This window comes from Rhizobium sp. O111 (assembly GCF_055616315.1).
The window spans coordinates 26,380-42,200 of the sequence record NZ_JBSHXL010000001.1; the positions used below are offsets into that span (position 1 = coordinate 26,380).

At 63.5% G+C, this 15,821-nt stretch carries 12 protein-coding genes; 2 read left to right on the forward strand and 10 right to left on the reverse strand.

The annotated features are described in order from the left end of the window. Window positions 1–17 precede the first annotated feature (17 nt). The 6 genes from ACVTFQ_RS00150 to trpS form a co-directional block, all read right to left on the reverse strand. Complete coding sequence (locus tag ACVTFQ_RS00150) at window positions 18–518, reverse strand: GNAT family N-acetyltransferase (RefSeq protein WP_181459208.1); 501 nt, start codon at window positions 516–518, stop codon at window positions 18–20. Next, on the reverse strand, window positions 515–1,174 hold the full coding sequence (gene tsaB / locus ACVTFQ_RS00155; protein WP_111561576.1) for a tRNA (adenosine(37)-N6)-threonylcarbamoyltransferase complex dimerization subunit type 1 TsaB: 660 nt from the start codon (window positions 1,172–1,174) through the stop codon (window positions 515–517). Before tsaB ends, ACVTFQ_RS00150 begins: the two co-directional genes overlap by 4 nt. 97 nt (window positions 1,175–1,271) lie before the next feature. Beyond that, window positions 1,272–1,838, reverse strand: coding sequence for a NifU family protein (locus ACVTFQ_RS00160; RefSeq protein ID WP_018898193.1), 567 nt, complete (start codon window positions 1,836–1,838; stop codon window positions 1,272–1,274). A 111-nt stretch (window positions 1,839–1,949) separates the two neighbouring features. Then, a complete protein-coding gene (locus tag ACVTFQ_RS00165) occupies window positions 1,950–2,441 on the reverse strand; it encodes a universal stress protein (protein WP_047507053.1) in 492 nt (163 codons plus the stop codon). Between the two features lie 88 nt (window positions 2,442–2,529). After that, window positions 2,530–2,961 carry a cupin domain-containing protein gene (locus ACVTFQ_RS00170; protein WP_111561577.1) on the reverse strand — a complete coding sequence of 144 codons (432 nt, stop codon included), beginning with the start codon at window positions 2,959–2,961 and terminating at the stop codon, window positions 2,530–2,532. A 103-nt stretch (window positions 2,962–3,064) separates the two neighbouring features. After that, entirely contained in the window at window positions 3,065–4,129 is a 1,065-nt protein-coding gene (trpS, locus tag ACVTFQ_RS00175) for a tryptophan--tRNA ligase (RefSeq protein ID WP_018898196.1), read from the reverse strand. A gap of 1,009 nt (window positions 4,130–5,138) precedes the next feature. Here trpS and ACVTFQ_RS00180 point away from each other — a divergent pair. After that, entirely contained in the window at window positions 5,139–5,567 is a 429-nt protein-coding gene (locus ACVTFQ_RS00180) for a YcbK family protein (RefSeq protein WP_026282947.1), read from the forward strand. A gap of 22 nt (window positions 5,568–5,589) precedes the next feature. Here the strand turns inward: ACVTFQ_RS00180 and murJ are convergent, their stop codons facing one another. The 4 genes from murJ to mutS all read right to left on the reverse strand — a co-directional run bounded on the left by murJ (window position 5,590) and on the right by mutS (window position 13,229). Next, window positions 5,590–7,173, reverse strand: coding sequence for a murein biosynthesis integral membrane protein MurJ (gene murJ, locus ACVTFQ_RS00185; protein WP_111561578.1), 1,584 nt, complete (start codon window positions 7,171–7,173; stop codon window positions 5,590–5,592). Window positions 7,174–7,220: 47 nt separating this feature from the next. Then, window positions 7,221–10,118 (reverse strand): [protein-PII] uridylyltransferase, encoded by a 2,898-nt coding sequence (locus ACVTFQ_RS00190; RefSeq protein WP_111561579.1) that lies wholly within the window; start codon window positions 10,116–10,118, stop codon window positions 7,221–7,223. 110 nt (window positions 10,119–10,228) lie between these two features. Further along, on the reverse strand, window positions 10,229–10,504 hold the full coding sequence (locus tag ACVTFQ_RS00195; protein ID WP_047507061.1) for a hypothetical protein: 276 nt from the start codon (window positions 10,502–10,504) through the stop codon (window positions 10,229–10,231). Between the two features lie 4 nt (window positions 10,505–10,508). Beyond that, a complete protein-coding gene (gene mutS / locus ACVTFQ_RS00200) occupies window positions 10,509–13,229 on the reverse strand; it encodes a DNA mismatch repair protein MutS (protein WP_409527892.1) in 2,721 nt (906 codons plus the stop codon). Between the two features lie 304 nt (window positions 13,230–13,533). On the opposite strand from mutS, the gene ACVTFQ_RS00205 reads away from it, so the two are divergent. Next, window positions 13,534–15,816 (forward strand): NADP-dependent malic enzyme, encoded by a 2,283-nt coding sequence (locus ACVTFQ_RS00205; RefSeq protein WP_111561581.1) that lies wholly within the window; start codon window positions 13,534–13,536, stop codon window positions 15,814–15,816. Window positions 15,817–15,821 lie beyond the last annotated feature (5 nt).

Here is a 15,821-nt window from a genome sequence, read left to right on the forward strand (position 1 = left end):
AACGTCTCAAGACGGAACTAGCGAAGAATGCGCTTCATGACAAGCGCCGTAGATACGTCGCCATTGGCGTCCTTGTAGTATCCACGGCGTTCTCCGACCTGGTCGAAACCGAGCTTGCGGTAAAGACCGAGCGCAGCAGCGTTGCCCTTGTCGACCTCGAGGAAGATACTTTCGCCGCCGCGCTGCTTTGCCTCGCGCATAGCCGCCTGCATCAGCCGCCATCCAAGCCCCGACCGTCCGACCTTCGCCTGCACCGCGATCGTCAGGATCTCGGCCTCGCCGGCAACCTCACGCGCCAGGACGAAGCCCGGCAGCGGCTTCTTCAGGAAGGCATTGGTCTGCCGCGCCACGAAGCCGAAGACGTTGCTCTGGCTGAGCAGGCTGTAGAACTCGCCATCGCCCCAGGGGCGGGCGAAGCGCTCTCCATGCAGTGTCGAGACCGCATGGCAATCATCGGCATCCATAGGGATGATTTCGAATTCCGGCTTCAGCGACAGATAGGATTCCAGCATGGTCATACTCGCGCAATCGCAAACCCGGCCTGCGGTTTGGCATCGGGTCCGCGCAGATAAAGTGGCTTCGGCTTTCCGGAAGAGGGGTCGGCGGCAGCGGCAAGGCGCGCCACGATGGAGATCGGGAAATGGTTGGCGTGGTCGCCGGTAGCATCGGGCCGCAGCAAGGGTGTCGCCGAGCCGGTGACGACGCCGTCGAAGGACGCCGCGAAAGCCTGCGCGTCCTCGACCGTCACGGCCCTGGCTTCATCGAGCGGCGTGCCGTCGGCGTCAAAGGCCTGCAGATAGATTTCGTTGCGCTTGGCATCCATGGCGGCCAGCACCTGTTGGCCCGGCGAGCGCTCGCGCTCGGCCTCGGCCATGACCGCTAGCGTCGTGATGCCGACGGCGGGAACGCCGAGCGAAAGGGCAAAGCCACGGGCGGCGGCGACGCCGACGCGGATACCGGTGAATGAGCCTGGACCGATGGTGACGGCTACGCGCTCGACATCGGAGAGCTGAACGCCCGCCTGATCCAGCGCGCGATCCACTATTCCCATCAGATGCTCTGCATGCCCCTTGCCGATCATGTCCGATGCCTCCCCCAGCACCGTATTCCTGCTGCTGTCATAGACAGAAGCAGCGCAATCCACACCTGCGGTGTCGAGCGCCAGTATGATCATGGCATCTATTTCCGAATAAACCGTTCCTGACCTGTCCATACATCGCAAGACGCCGCGTTTGCAAACGCCGCGTCGTCGCGAATGTTGGTTCAGTTCGTCAGACGGCTTCGACTTCCTGAACTTCCGGCACGAAATGGCGCAAAAGGTTCTGGACGCCGTGCTTCAGCGTTGCCGTCGAAGAAGGGCAACCCGCGCAGGAGCCCTTCATGTTCAGATAGACGGTGCCGTCCTTGAAGCCACGGAAGGTGATGTCGCCGCCATCCTGGGCAACGGCCGGGCGCACGCGCGTCTCCAGCAGTTCCTTGATGGTCAGAACGATCGTCTCGTCACCCTCGTCGAAGAATTCGCCATCGGCATCGGCTGCTTCACCAAGCACGGAAGACGCGCCCATGACCGGCTTGCCGGACATGAAGTGCTCCATGATCGAGCCGAGGATGGCGGGCTTCAGGTGCTGCCACTCCTGGTCTTCCTTGGAAACGCTGATGAAATCATAGCCGAAATAGACGCCGGTGACGCCATTGATCTCGAACAGGCGCGCGGCGAGCGGCGAGGCAGCCGCTTCCTCGCGATTGCGGAACTCGGCGGTGCCGCTCTCCATGACGATCTTGCCCGGCAGGAACTTCTGCGTGGAAGGGTTCGGCGTGGCTTCGGTCTGGATAAACATGGTGCTCTCCGTGCGGCAGGCGCGCGCCCGCGACGTATTTAGAATTCTTCAAAAGTAGAAATAAGCCGTTTGGCGGTGCAATTCAAGAGACTGATACTCAGGAAATCGCAATCACGCCAACGCGTCCAGTTCCTCATCGCTCAGTGTATCAGGCAAGACGGTAACGGGGATGGGAAAAGCCGCGCCACGGCCGGCAACCGACGACACCAGCGGTCCCGGTCCTTCTTTCGCGGAGCTTGCGGCCAGTACCAGAATGGCGATGTCGCGGTCGTCCTCGATGACGGCGTTGATCTGCTCTGCCGCACCGCCCTCGCGGATGACGATCTCCGGCTCGATGCCGATATTCTCGCGCACCAGCTGGGCCGACTTGGCGACGACCGCTTCTGCTTCCTCGCGTGCTTCGGCCCGCATGATCTCCTCGACACCCAGCCATTGCTGGAAGTCGCCATCGGGGATCACGTAGACGAGCACCAATCCGCCATTGGAATTCTTGGCGCGCCGGCCGGCATAATGGACGGCGCGTTGGCATTCGGGCGTGTCATCGATCACGGCCATGAACTTGCGGCGGTGACCTTCGAGCCGTGAGAGTCGTTTTGATACCATGGGTGCGACTCTGACACTTGATCCGGGAGATTTGCAAGTCCCCGTTTTGCCGCAAACTGTCCGCTCACCGACAGGTGTTCGGCCGAGGCTATCGTGGTGCTGCAACGAGCCCGTAAAGCAGCATTATTTCCTTCACATGCTCGATATCGGGCTTGCCGATGACATTGATGGCCGAGGCGATCTCCTCGAAGAACCGCCTGCCGATCAGGCCGGGCGTCATCGTGATCAGGGCGCGTGCCGTTTCCTGGTGCAGGTTCTCATGCGTGTGGACCACGCCGCGCGGAATGAACACCGTGTCGCCGGCCCGCACCTCGCAGCGCTCGCCATCGACTGTTGTCGTCATTGTTCCCGAGAGACCGAAGATCACTTCGTCGACATCGTCGTGATAATGCGCCGCCGGCACGCGCGACTGGTAGGGGACCACGAATTCGAACATGACCATGCTGCCCGCGCTCTGGTCTTCATCGACCAGCAGCCGAACCTCCATCATGCCAATCTGAATGAGGTTCCGGTTGCGCATCTTGGCCTCCTCATGGCTCTAAGGAGAGTACGCCGCCGTCCAGTTTTCGACAAGTCTGGGCCGTCGATAGGCTCGGGCGGCCGAAGCCGCCCGGCTCAACTTGCTAGTAGAGGAAGCCGACGATGTCGCGGACTTCCTTCATCGTCACTTCGGCACGCGCCCGAGCCCGCTCGCCGCCATCGCGCAGGATCGCGTCGATATGGCTGGTGTCGGCCATCAGGCGGCGCATCTCGGCGGTGATCGGCGAAAGCACCTTGACCGAGAGGTCGATCAGCGCCGGCTTGAACACCGAGAACTGCTGTCCTCCGAATTCCGCGAGCACCTCGGCCTTCGACTTGTCGGCGAGCGCCGCATAGATGCCGACGAGGTTGTCGGCCTCCGGGCGACCCTGCAGACCGTCGAGTTCGCTCGGCAAGCCATCCGGATCGGTCTTCGCCTTGCGGATCTTCTTCGAGATCGCATCCTCGTCGTCCATCAGGTTGATGCGCGACAGATCCGACGGGTCCGACTTCGACATCTTCTTGGTGCCGTCGCGCAGCGACATGACGCGCGGCGCCGGGCCGTCGATCATCGGCTCGACCATCGGGAAGTAGGCATGCACCGGCTCCTTGCCGACGGTGATATCAACCCCGTATCCAGCCTTGCGGATATGCTCGGCGTAATCGAGGTTGAACTTCATCGCGATGTCGCGGGCAAGTTCCAGATGCTGCTTCTGGTCGTCGCCGACGGGAACATGCGTTCCGCGATAGACGAGAATGTCGGCGGCCATCAGGCTCGGATAGGCGTAGAGACCGAGCGAGGCCTGCTCGCGGTCCTTGCCGGCCTTGTCCTTGAACTGCGTCATGCGGTTCATCCAGCCGATGCGCGCCACGCAGTTGAAGATCCAGGCGAGTTCGGCATGCTGCGGCACGGCCGACTGGTTGAATACGATATGCTTCACCGGGTCGATGCCGGAGGCAATGAAGGCGGCGGCGATCGAGCGGATCTGGTTCGGCATGTCCTCATGCACCAGCTGCGCGGTCAGCGCATGCATGTCGACCACGCAATAGATGCAGTCGTTGCCGTCCTGCAGCGCCACGAACTTGCGGATCGCGCCGAGATAGTTGCCGAGATGGAGATTGCCGGTCGGCTGAACGCCCGAAAAGACCAGTTTCTTGAATTCGTTCATCATGTCCTCGATTAGGCTTGTGGAGGGCCCCAGGGCCAACGGCCCATGTTGCTAACGTCGCGGCTTATGCACGTCGGAGGGGTTGTGATCAAGGGGTTGTGGTGGTGGCGTGGCGGATGGGGTTGGAGGTGTTGCGGTTGGGATCCGGAAATCCTGGGCGGCGTTGTCGGGCGGCAGCTGCGAACGTGATTGTTGTGCCGTGTGATACCCCCCTCTGCCCTGCCGGGCATCTCCCCCACAAGGGGGGAGATCGGCAAGTGGCTTGCTCCCCAATCAAGCAATGAAGGTAGAGCGAGCGGCTGCGCCCAGCCAATCTCCCCACCTGTGGGGGAGATGCCCGGCAGGGCAGAGGGGGGTATCCCACGGCAAAACCTCTCATCATCACATCTAACCACACACCAAATCCCCACGCGGCTCTCACCCGTGTCTCCACCATGCACTTCACTCGGACGGGGCGCTGGAAATCACCTCGATTGAGTAAGTAAAATATGGCGCTTCCCAGCGCCCCGTTCGGCGGTTTTTGTCCGCGACTCCGATCTCTCTGCCTTTCCGCCCAACTTCGCGGCGGAACCATGTGTGCCTCACAGGCACGTCCGGGCTCAACTCAGGCACCATCTTGCGATGGAACCCGCCGTCCCCGGAGGGAGATCATTTTCCGCGGACCCGGACCGTAAGGTTTTGCGTCTCACCCTCACGCTCCGCGCCGATCCCGCCTCGCCGGCACGCCTGCCGGTGTATCCGATGACGGGACGCCGATAGTGTATGGCGGGGTTTTCGAGGCGGGGAAAATCGGCGGGCGATTTTTTGTGAACATGCTCCGTCGATCTCGCGAAAAGGGCAATTCATACTTCATTTTAGGTATCTTGAATGTAGCAATTCGACGTAAAATAAGGCATTCAACTGATATACTAGGTAGGAGTTTCCTTAAATTGGCCATTTTTGAGGAGAGTTTTTCCGCCCGCAAACGCGAGCACCGCCCTGGCGGCGCTCCCAACTGGGGGACGACATGATGCATCCTGCATTCTCAATCGCACTCGCCGGCTTGTTCAGCCTCTCCAGCCTTAACGGCGCCACGGCCCAGAATGTTCGAAAACTCTCGATCGGGCCGCTGAAGAAAAATGAAACGCTCGCTTATAGCCTGCAGACCGTCAGCGTCCGCGCCGGCTGTTTTCCGCCGAAACTGAGGGGCATCCTCACCTATATCGCCGACAAGACGGGCCGCCGGCCGCTGGTCACCTCGGGGCTGAGGGCGCATTCCGGCCGCTCGCATTCGCAGCATCGCCATTGCGCCGCCGCCGATATCCGGGTGCCCGGCGTGTCCGACAAGACGATCATCGCCATTGCCGCGCAGGCGCCGGGCATCGGCGGCATCGGCCGTTATTGCAACGGCATCATCCATGTCGATGTCGGCCCGAAGCGCCGCTGGACGCACTGTTAGCGCTGCGCCAGCCGGGGGCGGCTCAGCCGTCGGTCTTGGTAACCGCCGGCTTGCGATTGAGGTTGCGGCGGATCATGCCGAGGTTCGCGCCGCCGATCAAAAACGCGGTGGCGAAATAGACGACCATCGAAATCCCGATCAGCATGCCGAGCGTGCCGACCTTGGTGGCGAGCGAAGCGCTCGAGGCAAGCCATGGTTCCCAGCGGTGCTGGAGATACATGATGACCGCGCCCATGACGGCGGCAGACACGACGAGCAGCGCCGTGCGCCGCGCGAGCGCCCATTCCCATGTCAGGTGGCCCCGTCGCAGAAGCGTGGAGAACAGAAGAACCGTGCTGATCCATCCGGCCGTGGCTTCCGCGACCGCGATGCCCGGCGCGCCGAGATAGGGAAACAGCGTCAGCGCCGTGGCGCAGTTGACGCCGACGGCAACGGCTGAGAAGCGCATCGGCGTCTTGGTGTCCTCGCGGGCGTAAAAGCCCGGCTGCAGCGCCTTGATCAGCACGAAGGCCGGCAGGCCGATACCATAGATCGCCAGGATCGAGCCGACGATCATGGTGTTTTCCTGATGAAACGCGCCGCGCTCATAGAGCACGCGAATGATCTCGTCGGAGAGGATCCACAGCGCGAAGGCGGCGGGGATCGTCAGAAACATCACGAACTCGATCGAGCGGTTCTGCAGGTTGCCCGCCTCGCGCAGGTTCCCGCCTTTCAGCGCGCGCGCAAGTTCCGGCAGGAGCACGACGCCGACGGCGACGCCGACCACGCCGAGCGGCAGCTGGTAGATGCGGTCGGCATATTGCAGCGCCGCGATCGCACCTTCCTTGCTGGAAGCGATCGCCTGGCCGATCATCTGGTTGATCTGCGTGATGCCGCCGGTCACGGCGGCGGGGATGGCAAGGATCAAAAGCCGCTTGACGTTGGGCGTGATCCTCGGAAAGCGGATACCGATGCTCATGCCCGCATGCAGCACGCCGAAATAGACGACCGCGAGCTGCAGGACACCTGCGACCAGCACGCCCCAGGAGAGGTACCAGGCGGTCTGCAGCGGTTCGGCGCCGGTGTAGAGCGCGTAAAACAGCGCGCCGATCATCACGACGTTGAGGAAGACGGGCGCCACGGCGGCGGCGAAGAAGTGATGCAGCGAGTTCAGCATCCCGCTCATCATCGCCGTCAGCGACATGCACATCAGATAGGGGAACATCACCGCCGCCATGCGCACGGTGATCGAGAACTTCTCGGGATCGTCGGTAAAGCCCGGCGCGATGATGAAGCGCACCAGAAGCGGCATCGAGAGCTCCATCACGATGGTGATGAGGAGCAGCACCGAGAACAGAACGCCGAACACTTCCTCGGAAAAACGCTTGGCGCCGTCGGTGCCGTTCGCCTCGATCTCCTTGGCGAAGAGTGGCACGAAGGCGGCGTTGAAGGCGCCCTCGGCAAACAGCCGGCGAAACAGGTTCGGAAAGCGGAAGGCCGCGTAGAACACGTCGGCCATCGGCCCGGTGCCGAGCGCTGCCGCCATCAGCGTTTCGCGGGCGAAGCCGAACAACCGGCTGCCCAGCGTGGCGCCGCCGACGGTGGCGAATTTCTTGACGAGGCTCATGCGGACGCTCTCATGACGGTTGTTTCAGGCGGACCGGCCGGATCGGCTCACTCCGCCGTCTCCTGGGTGGGGCCGGGGGTGCGTGGTGTGGCCGCCGGCGCGATCATGCCTGATGGCATGCGCTCGCGCAGCTCGTCCTGCTCTTCGGCGATCACGGCCTTCATCCGGGCGGTGATGTTGGAGCGCTTGCTGTCGCCCGATATCTTCTGGCCGACGAGATCGGTGACATAGAACGTATCGATCACCTTCTCGCCGAAGGTCGTGATCCGCGCCGACTGGATGTCGAGCGACAGATCCGACAGCACGGCCGTCACTTCGGACAACAGGCCCGGACGGTCGAGGCACTCGACCTCGATGACGGTGAACTTGTTCGACAGGCTGTTGGAGATATGCACCGACGGCGGAATGAAGAAGGCCTTGCTCTTCTTGCGGTTCTTGGTGCGCGTCGCGATCACCTCGGGCAGCCGCTTGCGGCCGGAGAGCACGTCCTCGATCATCCGCCCGATCGTGCCGGCGCGGCGAAGCTCGTCCGCATCGTCCTTGAACTCGCGGCTGACATGGATCGTGTCGAGCGCCCGGCCATCTGAGGTCGTGAAGATCTGCGCGTCGACGATATTGGCACCTGCCGCGGCACAGGCGCCGGCGATGACGGCGAGCAGGCGCGGGTGGTCGGGCGAGAGCACGGTGATCTCGGTGATCGCATGGAAGCTGTCGGTGCGCACCATCGTCGCCAGCGCCTGGCCTGCCTTGTCGGCCTGGCGGATGAAGCCGGCATGGCGCACCTGGTCTTCCAGCGGTACCGAAAGCAGGTAGGGCTGGTAGTGCAGCTTGCTGTAGATCTTGCGATCCTTCTGGCTCCAGTCGGCAAGTGCGTTGAACAGCGCCTCGGCGGCCACGGCAGCGCGTTCCTTGCGCGACACCTCGGAGAAACCACCGGCAAGCAGAAGCTCGGTCTCGTAATAGAGCGTGCGCAAGAGCTGGCCCTTCCAGCCGTTCCAGACGCCCGGGCCGACGGCGCGGATGTCGCAGACCGTCAGGATCATCAGCATCTTCAGCCGCTCGAGCGATTGCATGCGGTCGGCGAAGTCGGTGATCGTCTTGCGGTCGGTGAGGTCGCGCGTCTGCGCCACCATCGACATGGTCAGGTGTTCCTCGATCAGCCAGACCACGGTGTCCGTCTGCTTGTGCGACAGGCCGAAGCGGGCGCAGAGCTTGCGGGCGACGCGGGCGCCAGCGATCGAGTGGTCTTCCTGGCGGCCCTTGGCGACGTCGTGCAGCAGCACCGCCACATAGAGCGCCTCGCGATCCTCGATCCCGGGCATCGTCTTGTTGGCGAGCGGGTGCAGCTCTTCGGCCTTGCCCTTGTCGATCTCCGAGAGCACGTCGACGCTGCGCAGCAGATGCTCGTCGACAGTGTAGTGGTGATACATGTTGAACTGCATCATCGCGACGATCTTGCCGAATTCGGGAATGAAGCGGCCGAGCACGCCGGCCTCGTTCATGCGCCGCAGGATCAGCGCCGGATCGCGCTTCGATGTCAGGATCGAAAGGAACAGCCGGTTGGCTTCCTCGCTCTCGCGCACGCTGTTGTCGATCAGGCTGAGCGAGCGCGTCACGCGCTTCAGCGCATCCGGATGGAATTCGAGCCCGTTGATATCGGCCACATGGAAGAGCCGGATGATGTTGACGGGATCGCGCTTGAACACATCGGGGCTGGCGAGCGCGATGCGGCCGCGATCCTCCATGAAGTCGGTGCTGCCGGCGATCTTGCGGGTGCGGTGGGTGAAGCGGCTGAACACGCCCGAAAGCCCCGGCGTCGATTTCGCCTGCTGGTCCTCGAGCGCGGCGCAAAGGATGCGCGTCAGGTCGCCGACGTCCTTGGCCACCAGGAAATAGTGCTTCATGAAGCGCTCGACGGCCGAAAGGCCGGGGCGCGAATGATAGTCGAGTGCTGCGGCGATCTCGCGCTGGATGTCGAAGGACAGACGTTCCTCGGCCTTGTTGGTGAGGAAGTGCATGTGGCAGCGCACGGCCCAGAGGAAGTCGTCGGCCTTCTCGAACAGGCGATATTCGTGCTTGGAGAGAACGCCGAGCGCCACCAGTTCGGCGGTGTCGCGCACGTGGTAGTAATATTTGGAGATCCAGAACAGCGTGTGCAGGTCGCGCAGTCCGCCCTTGCCTTCTTTCACGTTCGGCTCGACGAGATAGCGCGTGTCGCCTGCCTTGCGGTGGCGCTCGTCGCGTTCTGCGAGCTTGGCGGCGATGAATTCGGGGCCGGTGCCGGTGACGATCTCCTTGTCGAAGCGGGCCTCGAGCTCGGTTTCGAGCGAACGAAGGCCGCAGATGTAGCGCATCTCGAGGATCGCCGTGCGGATCGTCATGTCGGACTTCGACAGCGCGATGCATTCTTCCACGGTGCGCGTGGCGTGGCCGACCTTGAAGCCCATGTCCCACAGCATGTAGAGGATGAACTCGACCGCCTTATGCGTCTCTTCCGCCGGCTTCGGCTGGAACAGGAAGAGCAGGTCGATATCCGAGCCCGGCGCCAGCGTGTCGCGGCCATAGCCGCCGACGGCGGTCACCGAGAACTTGTCCTTCTGCTTCGGGAAGACGTGGTCGGTGGAAAATTCGTAGAGAACGGTGATGATCTGGTCCTGCAGCCAGGAGATCCGCCGCGCGCATTTCAAGCCGCTGCCGTCGGCCGACAGCAGCTCGCGCGCCTTGTTGCGCCCATCCGTGCTGGCCTTCTTGAAGATTGCGAGCAGATCGGAGCGCATCGCGTCCGGCCGGTTCTTGTTGGCCTCCACCACGGCGTCGCACTGCTTGCGCAGATAGTCGGTGTCGAGAATGTCGGAGAAATCGATATCGTTCGTCGGCGCCATGCGCTGGGCGGCTTCCTGTTCGCGCGGCGCGGCCATCTGCTGCGCCTCTCGTTTCGTCTGCATGCGCTATAGCCTCTTTGCCCGCTGTTTGACACGGGCTTTCATACTGCAAGAACCTTTAATTTTGGCGAAAAGGTGATCGTGCGGCGAGACGGCGTGCGGGGCAGTGAGCTTTAAGCGGCGATCTGCTCGTTCACGGAATAGAGCACCTTGCGGTTTTCGCTGGCGATCTCTTCGAGCATCTCCCTGTCGCATTCGCGGTAGCCCGCCTTGGCGATGGATGCCGTCAGATCCGATATGCGCGAGCAGCAGGCGATGATCTGCAGCAGCCCGAAAGGCGAGGCCCAGCCGCGCGGATTGCCGTGTTCGTCGGCAAGGCGAAGCGCCTCGATCGCCGTGAAGATATTGGCGAGCAGCTGCGTTTCGCGAAGCAGGCGGTCCATGAACATGCGCCTACCCCTGCTTCAGCTTCTTCTTGAGGTCGTAGAGCGCGTTCAGCGCCTCGCGCGGCGTCATGTCGTCGAGGCTCATGTTCTTCAGCGCTTCGTCGACCTTGGAAGGCCCGCGCGCCACGTCCTCACGCCGCACCGCCACCTGGAACAGCGGCAGATCGTCGATCAGCTGGCTCGCCGGGTTCTTGCGGTCGGCGTCTTCAAGCCGCGTCAGCACATCGCGGGCGCGGGAAACGACGGAGGCCGGCAGGCCGGCAAGCCGCGCCACCTGGATACCGTATGAGCGGTCGGCAGCACCGGGGCCGACTTCGTGCAGGAAGATCACGTCGCCGTCCCATTCCTTCACGCGCATCGTCGCGTTGGAAAGCCGCGCCAGCTTTTCCGACAGAACCGTCAATTCGTGGAAGTGCGTGGCGAACAGCCCGCGGCAGCGGTTTGCCTCATGCAGATGCTCGACCGATGCCCAGGCGATCGACAGGCCGTCGAAGGTCGCGGTGCCGCGCCCGATCTCGTCGAGAATGACGAGCGAGCGGCTGGTCGCCTGGTTGAGGATCGCCGCCGTCTCCACCATCTCGACCATGAAGGTCGAACGCCCGCGCGCCAGATCGTCGGAAGCGCCGACGCGTGAAAACAGCCGGTCGACGATGCCGATATGCGCCGACGTCGCCGGCACGAAGCAGCCCATCTGCGCGAGAATGGCGATCAGCGCGTTCTGGCGCAGGAAGGTCGATTTACCGCCCATGTTCGGGCCGGTCAAAAGCCAGATCGCCCCATCCTTGCCGTCTCCCTCGGGCGAGAGGTCGCAATTGTTGGCAACGAAGGGGCCGGTGGATTGGCGGCGCAGCGCCTGCTCGACGACGGGATGCCGCCCGCCCTCGATGGCAAACATGGTCGAGCCATCGACCAGCGGCCGGCAATAGGCCTGCTCATCGGCAAGCAGCGCGAGGCCCGCGGCGACGTCGATGATGGCAAGCGCCCGCGCGCCGGCCTTGATGGTTTCGGCCTCGGCGACGACAGCCGCGCTCATATGGTCGAAGGCCGCAAGCTCGATCGACAGCGCCTGGTCGGCGGCATTGGCGATGCGGCTTTCGAGATCGGCAAGCTCGGTCGTGGTGAAGCGCATGGCGTTCGCCATCGTCTGGCGATGGATGAAGCGCGCCTTGGCTTCCGGTGTGTCGGTCATCGGCCCTGCATTGCCCGCCGTCACCTCGATGAAATAGCCGAGCACATTGTTGTGCTTGATCTTCAGCGACTTAATGCCGGTCTCGTCGGCATATTGCAGCTGCAGCCCGGCGATCACCCGGCGCGACTGGTCGCGCAGCGCGCGCACCTCGTCCAGCTCTGCATTGGCCCCGTCGCGCAGGAAGCCGCCGTCGCGCTTCAGTAGCGGCAGCTCGTCGCCGAGTGTTTCGCTGAGCAGTGCCGCCACCTGTTGCGGCAGGGCGATGAGGCCCGCCAGCGCGCCGGCCAGTTCCTCGGGCAGCATCGCGGCTTCCAAGAGCAGCGCCACGTCGGTCGCCGCGTTCAGCCCCTGCCGGATCGCCGCGAGGTCGCGCGGACCGCCGCGCTCGAGCGCCAGGCGCGACAGCGCGCGGGGCATATCGGGCACGTGTTTGAGGAGATCGCGCAGGTCGCCCGAGAGCGAGGGCTCCTCGATCAGGAAGCCGATCGAATCCAGCCGTTCGTTGATCCGCGCGGGATCGGTCAGCGGCGACATCAGGCGCTCGGCGAGCAACCGCGCGCCGCCGCCGGTCACGGTGCGGTCGATGGCTTTCAGCAGTGATCCGTTGCGGTCGCCGGAAAGCGTGCGTGCAAGTTCGAGATTGGCGCGTGTCGCCGGGTCGATGAAGAGCGTCGAGGCAGCGCTTTCGCGCTCCGGCTTGCCGAGCGGCGGCCGTTCGGCGATCTGCGTCTTCTCGACATAGGCGACGGCTGCTGCCGCTGCCGCGAGTTCCGAGCGCGAGAAGGTGCCGAAGCCATCGAGCGTCGAGACGCCGAAATAGCGCGCGATCCGGCCTTCCGCCGTGGCGCTATCGAACAGCACCGATGGCTGCGGCACAGCGGTGCGCCCAAGCACGTCGAACACCGGCTTCAGCTCCGGATCGTGGAACATCGTATCCGGCACGATCAGCTCGCGCGGATCGATCCTCAAGATATCGGCAAGCAGCCGCGATGCCTCGGTCTCCGCCAGGCGGAAAACGCCGGTGGAAATGTCGATCCAGGCCAGCGCCATCAAAGGCTCGGAGGCGCCGCGAATGCGGGTCAGCGCCATGAGGTAATTCGATTCCGAAGGCGAAAGCAGCTTTTCCTCGGTGATCGTTCCCGGTGTCACCAGGCGCACGACGTCGCGCTTGACCACCGACTTGCTGCCGCGCTTCTTCGCTTCCGCCGGATCCTCGACCTGCTCGCAGACCGCCACGCGGAAACCGAGCCCGATCAGCTTCTGCAGATAGTCGTCGGCCGCATGAACCGGCACGCCGCACATCGGGATATCCTGCCCCATGTGCTGGCCGCGCTTCGTCAGCGTGATCCCGAGTGCACGCGAGGCGTCGAGCGCGTCTTCGAAGAACAGCTCGTAGAAATCGCCCATGCGGTAGAACAAAAGCGAATCCGGATTGTTCGCCTTGATCTCGATGAACTGCTCCATCATCGGCGTGGCCGAGGCGCGGCTCTCTTCCGTTGCAAGCTCGGCAGCCGAAAAGGCTTCGTGTCTCAAGGTCATTCGATCGTTCACGGAGTGGGCTTTTCCCTAAAAAACAGGGTGCCACCCTATCGAAGCGCGGCTATAGAAGACAACAGCTATCGGGAAATGGGAGCCGTTAGCCCACAGGAGGATTAAGGGAGGTATTCAACGAGCCGCAAGGTCAGGAACCCCTTGGAAGGGCGCCTGTCAGTTCCACCGGATATTTTAATCGATTGTAGCCGTACGGCTTTTTCGCAAGGCGTCGTGTCAGCCCCATAGAGCGTGTCTATAGAGGGTCGACTAGCGCAATCGAAGGCCGGTTGTCAGGAGATTTGGAGGAGATATGCCCGACATGAACAGCAAGCAGCGCCCCGCCAACGGCATTACCGACAAGGAAGCGCTCGACTTCCATTCGCAGGGAAAACCCGGCAAGCTCGAGGTCAACCCGACCAAGCCGATGGCCACGCAGCGGGATCTCTCGCTTGCCTATTCGCCGGGCGTCGCCGTTCCCGTCAAGGCCATCGCCGCCGATCCCGCCACCGCCTATGATTATACCTCGCGCGGCAACATGGTGGCGGTCATCTCGAACGGTACCGCCATCCTCGGCCTCGGCAATCTTGGCGCACTGGCGTCGAAGCCCGTCATGGAAGGCAAGTCGGTCCTCTTCAAGCGCTTCGCCGATGTCGACAGCATCGACCTCGAGGTCGATACGGAAAATGTCGACGAGTTCATCAACTGCGTCCGCTTTCTCGGCCCCTCCTTCGGCGGCATCAATCTCGAAGACATCAAGGCGCCGGACTGTTTCATCATCGAGAGCCGCCTGCGCGAGCTCATGGACATTCCGGTTTTCCACGACGACCAGCATGGCACCGCGATCATCGCCGCCGCCGGCCTCATCAACGCGCTGGAGCTGACTGGCCGGGACCTGAAGACGACGAAGCTCGTCTGCAACGGCGCCGGTGCGGCAGCGATTGCCTGCGTCGAGCTCATCAAGGCCATGGGCTTCGCGCCCGAGAATATCGTGCTCTGCGACACCAAGGGCGTGATCTACCAGGGGCGCACCGAGGGCATGAACCAGTGGAAGTCGGCGCATGCGGTCAAGACCAAGGCGCGCACGCTGGAAGAAGCGATGAAGGGCGCCGATGTCGTCTTCGGCCTGTCGCAGAAGGGCGCCTTCTCCGAGGAGATGATCCTGTCGATGGCCGACCGTCCGATCATCTTCGCCATGGCCAATCCCGATCCTGAGATCACGCCCGAGGAAGTGGCCGGCATCCGCGATGACGCCATCATGGCGACCGGCCGTTCGGATTATCCGAACCAGGTCAACAACGTGCTGGGCTTCCCCTATATCTTCCGCGGTGCGCTCGATGTCCGCGCCACGACGATCAACGACGATATGAAGATCGCGGCCGTCCGGGCGCTGGCGAGCCTCGCCCGAGAGGACGTTCCCGACGATGTCGCCGCCGCCTATCAGGGCAATCGCCCACGCTTCGGCCCGCAATACATCATTCCGGTGCCCTTCGATCCGCGCCTGATTTCGGCAATCCCCGTGGCGGTCGCTCAGGCCGCCATGGAAAGCGGCGTCGCCCGCAAGCCGATCCCCGACATGGCCGCCTATGCCCGCGAACTGTCGGCGCGTCGCGATCCGATCGCCTCGACGCTCGCCAGCCTCTATGAGCGCGTGCGCCGCCATCCTAAGCGCGTGGTCTTCGCCGAGGCCGAGGAGGAGCAGGTCATGCGCGCCGCACTCTCCTACGCCAACCAGCAGCTCGGCACCGCCATCCTGCTCGGCCGCGAGGATCTGATCCATGCGACCGCAGAGCGTGCCGGCATCGATCTCAACCGCCCCGGCCTGGAGATCGTCAACGCCCGCATCTCCAACCGAGTGGAAGCCTATATCGACTATCTCTATGCGCGCCTGCAGCGCAAAGGCTACCTCCACCGCGATGCCCAGCGCCTGATCCACAACGACCGCAACCACTTCGCGGCCTGCATGGTGGCGCTCGGCGATGCCGACGGCATGGTGACGGGCATCACCCGCAACTACTCGACGGCGCTCGAGGATGTTCGTCGCTGCATCGACGAGAAGCCCGGCCACCGGGTGATCGGCGTGTCGATCGCGCTCTGCCGCGGCCGCACCGTCTTCGTGGCCGACACGGCGGTCCACGATATGCCGTCCGCCGAGGAGCTGGCCGATATCGCGGTGGAGGCCGCCGGCTTCGCGCGCCGCATGGGCTACAATCCCCGCGTTGCCATGCTCGCCTACTCGACCTTCGGCCACCCCTCCGGCGAACGCTCCGAGCGCGTCCGCGAAGCCGTCGCCATCCTCGACCGCCGCCATGTGGATTTCGAGTATGACGGCGAGATGGCGGCTGATGTGGCGCTGAACCGCAAGGCGATGGAGCAATACCCCTTCTGCCGCCTGTCCGGCCCCGCCAACGTCCTGGTCATGCCGGCGTTCCACTCGGCGTCGATCTCCACCAAGATGCTGCAGGAACTCGGCGGCTCCACCGTCATCGGCCCCATCCTCGTCGGCGTCGACAAGGCGGTGCAGATCACCTCGATGGGGGCGAAGGACAGCGACATCGTCAACATGGCCGCGATTGCGGCTTATACGGGGTCGTGAGTTGG

What these genes read in the sequence shown, in the direction of transcription:
- ACVTFQ_RS00150 (WP_181459208.1), bottom strand. Translation starts at nt 518, where the DNA reads ATGACCATGCTGGAATCCTATCTGTCGCTGAAGCCGGAATTCGAAATC.
- tsaB (WP_111561576.1), bottom strand. Translation starts at nt 1,174, where the DNA reads ATGATCATACTGGCGCTCGACACCGCAGGTGTGGATTGCGCTGCTTCT.
- ACVTFQ_RS00160 (WP_018898193.1), bottom strand. Translation starts at nt 1,838, where the DNA reads ATGTTTATCCAGACCGAAGCCACGCCGAACCCTTCCACGCAGAAGTTC.
- ACVTFQ_RS00165 (WP_047507053.1), bottom strand. Translation starts at nt 2,441, where the DNA reads ATGGTATCAAAACGACTCTCACGGCTCGAAGGTCACCGCCGCAAGTTC.
- ACVTFQ_RS00170 (WP_111561577.1), bottom strand. Translation starts at nt 2,961, where the DNA reads ATGCGCAACCGGAACCTCATTCAGATTGGCATGATGGAGGTTCGGCTG.
- trpS (WP_018898196.1), bottom strand. Translation starts at nt 4,129, where the DNA reads ATGAACGAATTCAAGAAACTGGTCTTTTCGGGCGTTCAGCCGACCGGC.
- ACVTFQ_RS00180 (WP_026282947.1), top strand. Translation starts at nt 5,139, where the DNA reads ATGCATCCTGCATTCTCAATCGCACTCGCCGGCTTGTTCAGCCTCTCC.
- murJ (WP_111561578.1), bottom strand. Translation starts at nt 7,173, where the DNA reads ATGAGCCTCGTCAAGAAATTCGCCACCGTCGGCGGCGCCACGCTGGGC.
- ACVTFQ_RS00190 (WP_111561579.1), bottom strand. Translation starts at nt 10,118, where the DNA reads ATGCAGACGAAACGAGAGGCGCAGCAGATGGCCGCGCCGCGCGAACAG.
- ACVTFQ_RS00195 (WP_047507061.1), bottom strand. Translation starts at nt 10,504, where the DNA reads ATGTTCATGGACCGCCTGCTTCGCGAAACGCAGCTGCTCGCCAATATC.
- mutS (WP_409527892.1), bottom strand. Translation starts at nt 13,229, where the DNA reads ATGACCTTGAGACACGAAGCCTTTTCGGCTGCCGAGCTTGCAACGGAA.
- ACVTFQ_RS00205 (WP_111561581.1), top strand. Translation starts at nt 13,534, where the DNA reads ATGCCCGACATGAACAGCAAGCAGCGCCCCGCCAACGGCATTACCGAC.